This window comes from Jiella sonneratiae (assembly GCF_017353515.1).
GTDB lineage: Bacteria > Pseudomonadota > Alphaproteobacteria > Rhizobiales > Rhizobiaceae > Jiella > Jiella sonneratiae.
Map to the genome: position 1 here is coordinate 50,722 of NZ_JAFMPY010000031.1, position 6,239 is coordinate 56,960.

Genomic DNA, 6,239 nt, shown 5'->3' on the forward strand with positions numbered 1-6,239 from the left:
CGAAACTCGCTCGAAATCCCAATTAGTCGCGCAAGACGCAATGATTTAGTCTCCACCCGATCCACCTTGGGAAAGCTTCGTGCCTGCCACCGACCGCATCGTCAGCATCGACGGCTTCGAGATCGCCTGCGACCTTCCGGAACCGGCCGGCAACGCGCTTCGCACCTTCACCCGGCGCAGCGCCCTGCTGGTCCGGCTGACGACGGCCGGCGGCCTCGTCGGCTGGGGCGAGACCTGGGCATTCGCGGCACCCGCGTCGGCCTTCATCCGCACCGTCCTGGCGCCGGCGGTGATCGGAGCCGACGTCACGGCGCCGCGTCGGCTCCATGCCGAGGCGATGCGCCGGGTCGTTCCGGACCGCCGCGGCCTCGCCGTCATGGCCGTCAGCGCCATCGACATCGCGGCATGGGACGCCTTCGCGCGCACCGCCGGTGAGCCGTTGTCGCGGGTGCTCGGGGGCGCGCTGCGCGACAGGCTGACGCCTTATGCCAGCGGTCCGCTGCTGCCGCCGGACGGCGATCGCCATCGCGGGCTTGCCGCTGCCGTCGAAAGCTACGCCCGCCAGAACTACCGGGCGGTCAAGCTCAGGGTCGGCATCGGGCCGGCGGCCGACGAGGTGGCCATCCGCCGGGCGCGCGAGATCCTCGGTCCCGATCGCGATCTGATGATCGACCTCAACGAAGCCTCCACCGTCCACGACGCGCTGACGCTCGCCCGCCGGATCGACGATCTCGACCTGCGCTGGATCGAGGAGCCGGTGAGGCACGACGACCTGCCGTCATATCGGGAACTGGCCGCAAGGTTGACGGTGCCGCTGGCGGGCGGCGAATCCTTCTGCGGCCTGCAGGCGTTCCGCGACCCCGTGGCCGAGCGGAGCCTGTCGATCCTCCAGCCGGACATCGCGCTGTGCGGCGGCATCACCGAGACGCTGAAGATCGCGGCGCTTGCCGAGGCGTCCGGTCTCGCGCTGATCCCGCATGTCTGGGGGGCGGCGGTCAACGTGCTGGCGGCGATGCAGGTCGCGGCGGTCCTTCCGGACGCGCCGGGGCGGCCGCTGCCGCAGCTCGAATGCGACATGAGCCACAACCCGATGCGCGACGCGATCTTCGCGCCGCGTCCAGACCCCGACGGCACGCTCGCCGTGCCGGACGGGCCGGGGCTGGGGATCGAGATCGACACGGAGCGTCTCGAGCCCTTCGTCACCGACCACTGGACGGTCGCCTGAGCGCGGCCGGCCCAAAAGACAGACCGAACCACCACAGGGAGGAATGACAATGCTGAGACGGACCATTCTGCGCGCAGGCGTGATGCTGGCGCTGCTGCCGATGCCGGCGCTCGCCCAGGAAACGACGATCAATGTCGGCATGGTCGGCGGCCCGCAGGCGCCCGAAGTCGTCGCCATGGGTCAGTTCGCCGACGAGATCGCCGACAAGACCGGCGGCCGCATCGCCGTCAGGGTCCAGAGCGGCGGCGCGCTCGGCGGCGATCGCGACGTCATCGAGGGCCTGCAGCTCGGCACCGTCGACATGGCCGTGCCGTCGACCTCGGTGGTGGCGAATTTCGACCCGGACCTGAAGATCTTCGACATCCCGTTCCTGTTCCGCGATTTCGACCACGCCGACGCGGTGCTGAACGGGCCGATCGGCCAGAAGCTGCTCGACGAGATGCCCGATCACGGGCTGGTCGGCCTGGCCTTCGGCGGCATGGGCTTTCGCGAGCTGACGAATTCGGTGCGGCCGGTGAAGACGGCGGACGACGTCGCCGGCCTGAAGATCCGCACCCAGCAGAACGACCTGCACATCAGGGTGTGGAGCGCGCTTGGCGTGCTGCCGACGCCGATGGCGATCCCCGAAGTCTACACCGCTCTGCAGCAGGGCGTCGTCGACGGTCAGGAAAATCCGATCGGGGCGATCGTCAACAACCGCTTCGGCGAGGTGCAGAAATACGTCTCGATGACCGATCACGCCTTCACGCCGCTGGTGGTGCTGATTTCGCCGTCGACCTGGGGCAATCTCTCCGACGGTGACAAGGAGATCTTCCGCCAGGCAGCGGCGAACGCCATGAAGCGCAACCGCAAGGAAGCCGAGGCGTCGATCGAGAGCGGCCTGAAGACGCTTCAGGGCCAGGGCGTCACCGTCATCCGCGACGTCGACAAGCAGTCGTTCCGCGACAAGCTGTCGGGCCTCTTCGACCAGCTTTCGGAAGAGTTCGGCGCCGACAAGCTGGCGGCGATCCGCGACACCAAATGAGCTTGTCGCGACCGATCGGCTCGGCCCTGAAAGGGGTCGAGCGCGCCGTGACGGCGGCAGCGGTCTGGGCCGGAAGCCTGATGCTCGTCGTCGCGGTCCTGACCGGCATGTGGCAGGTGATCGCGCGCTTCGTGCTGTTCCAGACCGCCGCCTGGTCCGAACCGCTGATCCAGACCTCGCTGGTCTGGATGGCGTATCTCGCGCTCGCCGGCGCCATGCGGGCGGGCACGCTGATCTCCGTCGACGTGCTCCTCGAAGTGACCCGCGGCCCGGCCCGCCGGGCGTTGCGTCTGGCGGGCGCGGCGGCGGTCTTCGGGCTCCTCGCCGTGCTGGTCTGGTTCGGCGCGGAGCTCTGCTGGCGCGTCAGGTTCCAGACGCTCGCCGGCCTCGGCATTCCCGCAAGCTACGCCTATGCGGCGCTGCCGGTGGGTTCGGCGATCTCCATCCTGGCGCTCGCCGCCCATCTCCTCGATCCGGCACCGCCCGCCGGCGAGGCGCCCGACACCAACGTCTGAGGACCGGACATGCTCGCCGCGATGATCCTGACGATGGTCGTCCTGCTGATCCTGGCCGTGCCGGTGGCAGTGGCGATCGGCCTGGCCGGGCTGCTCGGCACCGCCGCCTTCGCGAATCTGCCGCTGATCGTCGTGCCGCAGCAGGCCTTCATCGCCCTCGACAAGTTCCCGCTCGCGGCGATCCCCTTCTTCATCCTCGCCGGCAACGTCATGGCCGCCGGCGGGATCTCGTCGCGCATCGTCGATCTCGTCGACAGCCTGCTCGGCGGGACGCGGGGCGGGCTGCCGATGTCCTGCGTCGTGGTCTGCATGATCTTCGCCGCGGTCTCCGGTTCCAGTGTCGCGACCACCTATGCGATCGGCGCGATCCTGATCCCGGCGATGGTCCGGCAGGGCTATCCCATAGGCTTCGCGGCGTCGCTGCAGGCGACGTCGGCGGAGCTCGGCGTGCTGATACCGCCCTCGATCCCGATGATCCTCTACGGCGTCTCCGCTTCTGCGCCCGTTGGAGACCTGTTCATCGCCGGCATCGGGCCGGGCCTTCTCGTGGCGGCGGCGCTGATCGTCTATATCGGCGTCTGGAGCCGGATGACCGATACCGGCGGCATGCCGGCGGCCGAGCGCAAGCCGTTCCTTGCCAGCCTGAGACGGGCGGCGCTGGCGCTGCTGATGCCGGTCATCGTGCTCGGCGGCATCTATGGCGGCGTCTTCACCCCGACCGAGGCCTCGGTGGTCGCGGTCGCCTATGCCCTCCTCGTCAGCCTTCTCGTCTACCGCGAACTGTCGCTGCGCGACCTCGCCGAGGTCGTGCGCCGCTCGGCGGTCTCATCGGCGATCATCTTCTTCATCATCTCGATGGCCGGGCTGTTCTCCTTCGTCATCACCCGGGCCGGCATTCCCGCCGACATCGGCGCCTGGATCGCGGAAACCTTCACCGGGCCGATGACCTTCCTCCTTGCCGTCAACGTGCTTCTCTTCGTCATCGGCATGTTCGTCGAGACATCGGCCTCGATCGTCGTCATCGCGCCGATCCTCGCGCCGGTGGCCGCGAGCTACGGCATCCATCCGGTGCATTTCGGCCTGATCATGATCACCAACCTCGCCCTCGGCATGATCACGCCGCCCTTCGGCGTCAACCTGTTCGCCGCCTGCGCGGTGGCCGGCATCGGGCTGGAGCGGATGATCCGCCACCTCTTGCCGCTGGTGGCCGTCATCCTCGTCTGCCTGGCGCTGGTGACCTACGTGCCGTGGATCACCAGCCTGCCGCTGGCGCTGCTCGGGGGCCGGTAGGCGCAGCCACGGTCCGCCGCGCAGCGTGGCGGAGAGAAGGGCCGGCGGGGGAAGGCGGCACGGCAGTCTGCCGTGCGGCGCCCGGGCCGGGCAGCGGCGATCACCGCCCGGACGAGGCGCCGCGACGGCACGGGGCCGAAGCGGCCGGGATCAACCTTCCCGGCCGAACACCCGGCGGAAGATCGTGCCGACATGCTTGACGTGATAGCCGAGATCGAAGCGCCTGCGGATCTCCTCCTCGGAGAGCGCCTTGCGCACATCCGCGTCCTTCAGCAGTTCCTCGAGGAAGTCCACCGTCGCCGAGCCGGCGACGTGATAGCTCTCCCAGACCTTCATGGCGTTGCGCTGGACGAGGCGGTAGGCGTCCTCGCGCGACACGCCGGCCTGGGTGAGGGCGAGGAGGATGCGCTGGGAGTGAACGAGGCCGCCGAGCCGGTCCATGTTGGCGGCCATCCGCTCGGGATAGACGAGCAGCTTGTCGACGACGCCGGTGAGCCTTGCGAGGGCGAAGTCGAGGGTGATCGTCGCGTCCGGCGCGATGTAGCGCTCGACCGAGGAGTGCGAGATGTCCCGCTCGTGCCACAGCGCGACGTTCTCCATCGCGGGAAGGGCATAGGAGCGGACCATGCGGGCGAGGCCCGTGAGGTTCTCCGTCAGCACCGGATTGCGCTTGTGGGGCATCGCCGAGGAGCCCTTCTGGCCCGGCGAGAAATATTCCTCCGCCTCCAGCACCTCGGTGCGCTGCAGGTGGCGGATCTCCGTCGCCAGCCGCTCGACCGACGACGCGACGACGCCGAGGGTGGCGAAGAACATCGCGTGGCGGTCGCGCGGGATCACCTGCGTCGAGACCGGCTCGGGCTTCAGCCCCATGGCCCGGGCGACATGCTCTTCGACATGGGGATCGACGTTGGCGAAGGTGCCGACGGCGCCGGAAATGGCGCAGGTCGCGACCTCGGCCCTCGCCGCGACCAGCCGCTCGCGGCAGCGCTGGAACTCGGCATGGGCGAGTGCCAGCTTGACGCCGAAGGTGGTCGGCTCGGCATGGATCCCGTGCGACCGGCCGATGGTGACGGTGTCGCGGTGTTCGAAGGCGCGGCGCTCCAGCGCGGCCAGAAGGGCGTCGAGATCGGCGAGGAGGAGGTCCGCGGCGCGCGTCAGCTGGACCGCGAGACAGGTGTCGAGGATGTCCGAGGAGGTCATCCCCTGATGGACGAAGCGCGCCTCCGGCCCGACGATCTCCGACAGATGGGTGAGGAAGGCGATGACGTCGTGCTTGGTCTCGCGCTCGATTTCGTCGATGCGCTCGACGTCGAAGCTCGCCGCGCCGCCCTTTTCCCAGATGATCTTCGCGGCTTCCTTCGGGATCACCCCGAGTTCGGCCAGCGCGTCGCAGGCATGCGCCTCGATCTCGAACCAGATGCGGAACTTCGTCTCCGGCGACCAGATGGCGACCATGTCGGGGCGGGCGTAGCGGGGGATCATCGAAAACGGTCCGGGCGTCGATTGCGGGAAGACCGCCGTCTAACAGAGCGGGGGGAAAGCCTCAATCGTTCAGCCCAGGCGGAGAGGGGCCGGCGCGCCGAAGACGCGCGGCGTCGCGCGATCGATCGACCGAGACCTCGTCGTGGCGAGGCGCTTCCTCTCCCGCGCCGTCGTCCTCGGCCTCGCGCCGACAAAATTCACCCGTCCGGCCAGATCCTTCGATGCGGATGCTGACTTGAGCCCGAACGATTGCCAAGACGGACGATATAGGTGCCGATTCCACCACGTCGTCATCCTCGGGCTTGTCCCGAGGATCTACTGCGGGTTGATTGCTGGGCGCTTCGCGGTCGAGAGCCAAACTGCAGGGATTCTGTCGTCGAGCCGGCAGTAGATCCTCGGGACAAGCCCACTGCTGTCCGGTTTAAGCATGGCTGAGATCGAGGGTCATTTGCCTGGGGTCGAAGACAGGCGGTTTATTGGGCGCGCCGAGAGTGTCGATGGGCCGCCTTTGCATGAGGTTGAGGCGGACGAGGCGGCGGAAGGTGCTGGGTTGCGGGATGGCGCGCTGGGCTTCTTGGGCGAGTTTGAGGAGCAGGAAGGCGATCAGGGCGACGAAGATCTGGATGCGCACGGCGTTCTCGCTCTCGCCGAAGAAATGGCCGATCTTCAGGTTCTGCTTGATCCATTTGAAGAAGAGTTCGAT

At 68.3% G+C, this 6,239-nt stretch carries 5 protein-coding genes and 1 pseudogene; 4 read left to right on the forward strand and 2 right to left on the reverse strand.

Annotated features, from left to right (window positions below; genetic code table 11):
* Positions 1–79: 79 nt before the first annotated feature.
* From J1C47_RS20835 to J1C47_RS20850, 4 genes are read left to right on the forward strand one after another with little or no spacing between them, the layout of a single operon-like run.
* Positions 80–1,225, forward strand: coding sequence for an enolase C-terminal domain-like protein (locus J1C47_RS20835; RefSeq protein ID WP_207352733.1), 1,146 nt, complete (start codon positions 80–82; stop codon positions 1,223–1,225).
* A 49-nt stretch (positions 1,226–1,274) separates the two neighbouring features.
* Entirely contained in the window at positions 1,275–2,249 is a 975-nt protein-coding gene (gene dctP / locus J1C47_RS20840) for a TRAP transporter substrate-binding protein DctP (protein WP_207352734.1), read from the forward strand.
* Entirely contained in the window at positions 2,246–2,764 is a 519-nt protein-coding gene (locus tag J1C47_RS20845; protein ID WP_207352735.1) for a TRAP transporter small permease, read from the forward strand. The genes dctP and J1C47_RS20845 overlap by 4 nt, the downstream gene beginning before the upstream one ends.
* A 9-nt stretch (positions 2,765–2,773) precedes the next feature.
* Entirely contained in the window at positions 2,774–4,054 is a 1,281-nt protein-coding gene (locus J1C47_RS20850) for a TRAP transporter large permease (RefSeq protein ID WP_207352736.1), read from the forward strand.
* A gap of 150 nt (positions 4,055–4,204) precedes the next feature.
* On the opposite strand, the gene purB is transcribed toward J1C47_RS20850, so the two are convergent.
* A complete protein-coding gene (gene purB / locus J1C47_RS20855; RefSeq protein ID WP_207352737.1) occupies positions 4,205–5,536 on the reverse strand; it encodes an adenylosuccinate lyase in 1,332 nt (443 codons plus the stop codon).
* A gap of 421 nt (positions 5,537–5,957) precedes the next feature.
* Positions 5,958–6,239 (reverse strand): annotated as a pseudogene (locus J1C47_RS24155) (IS4 family transposase); the annotation flags it as partial.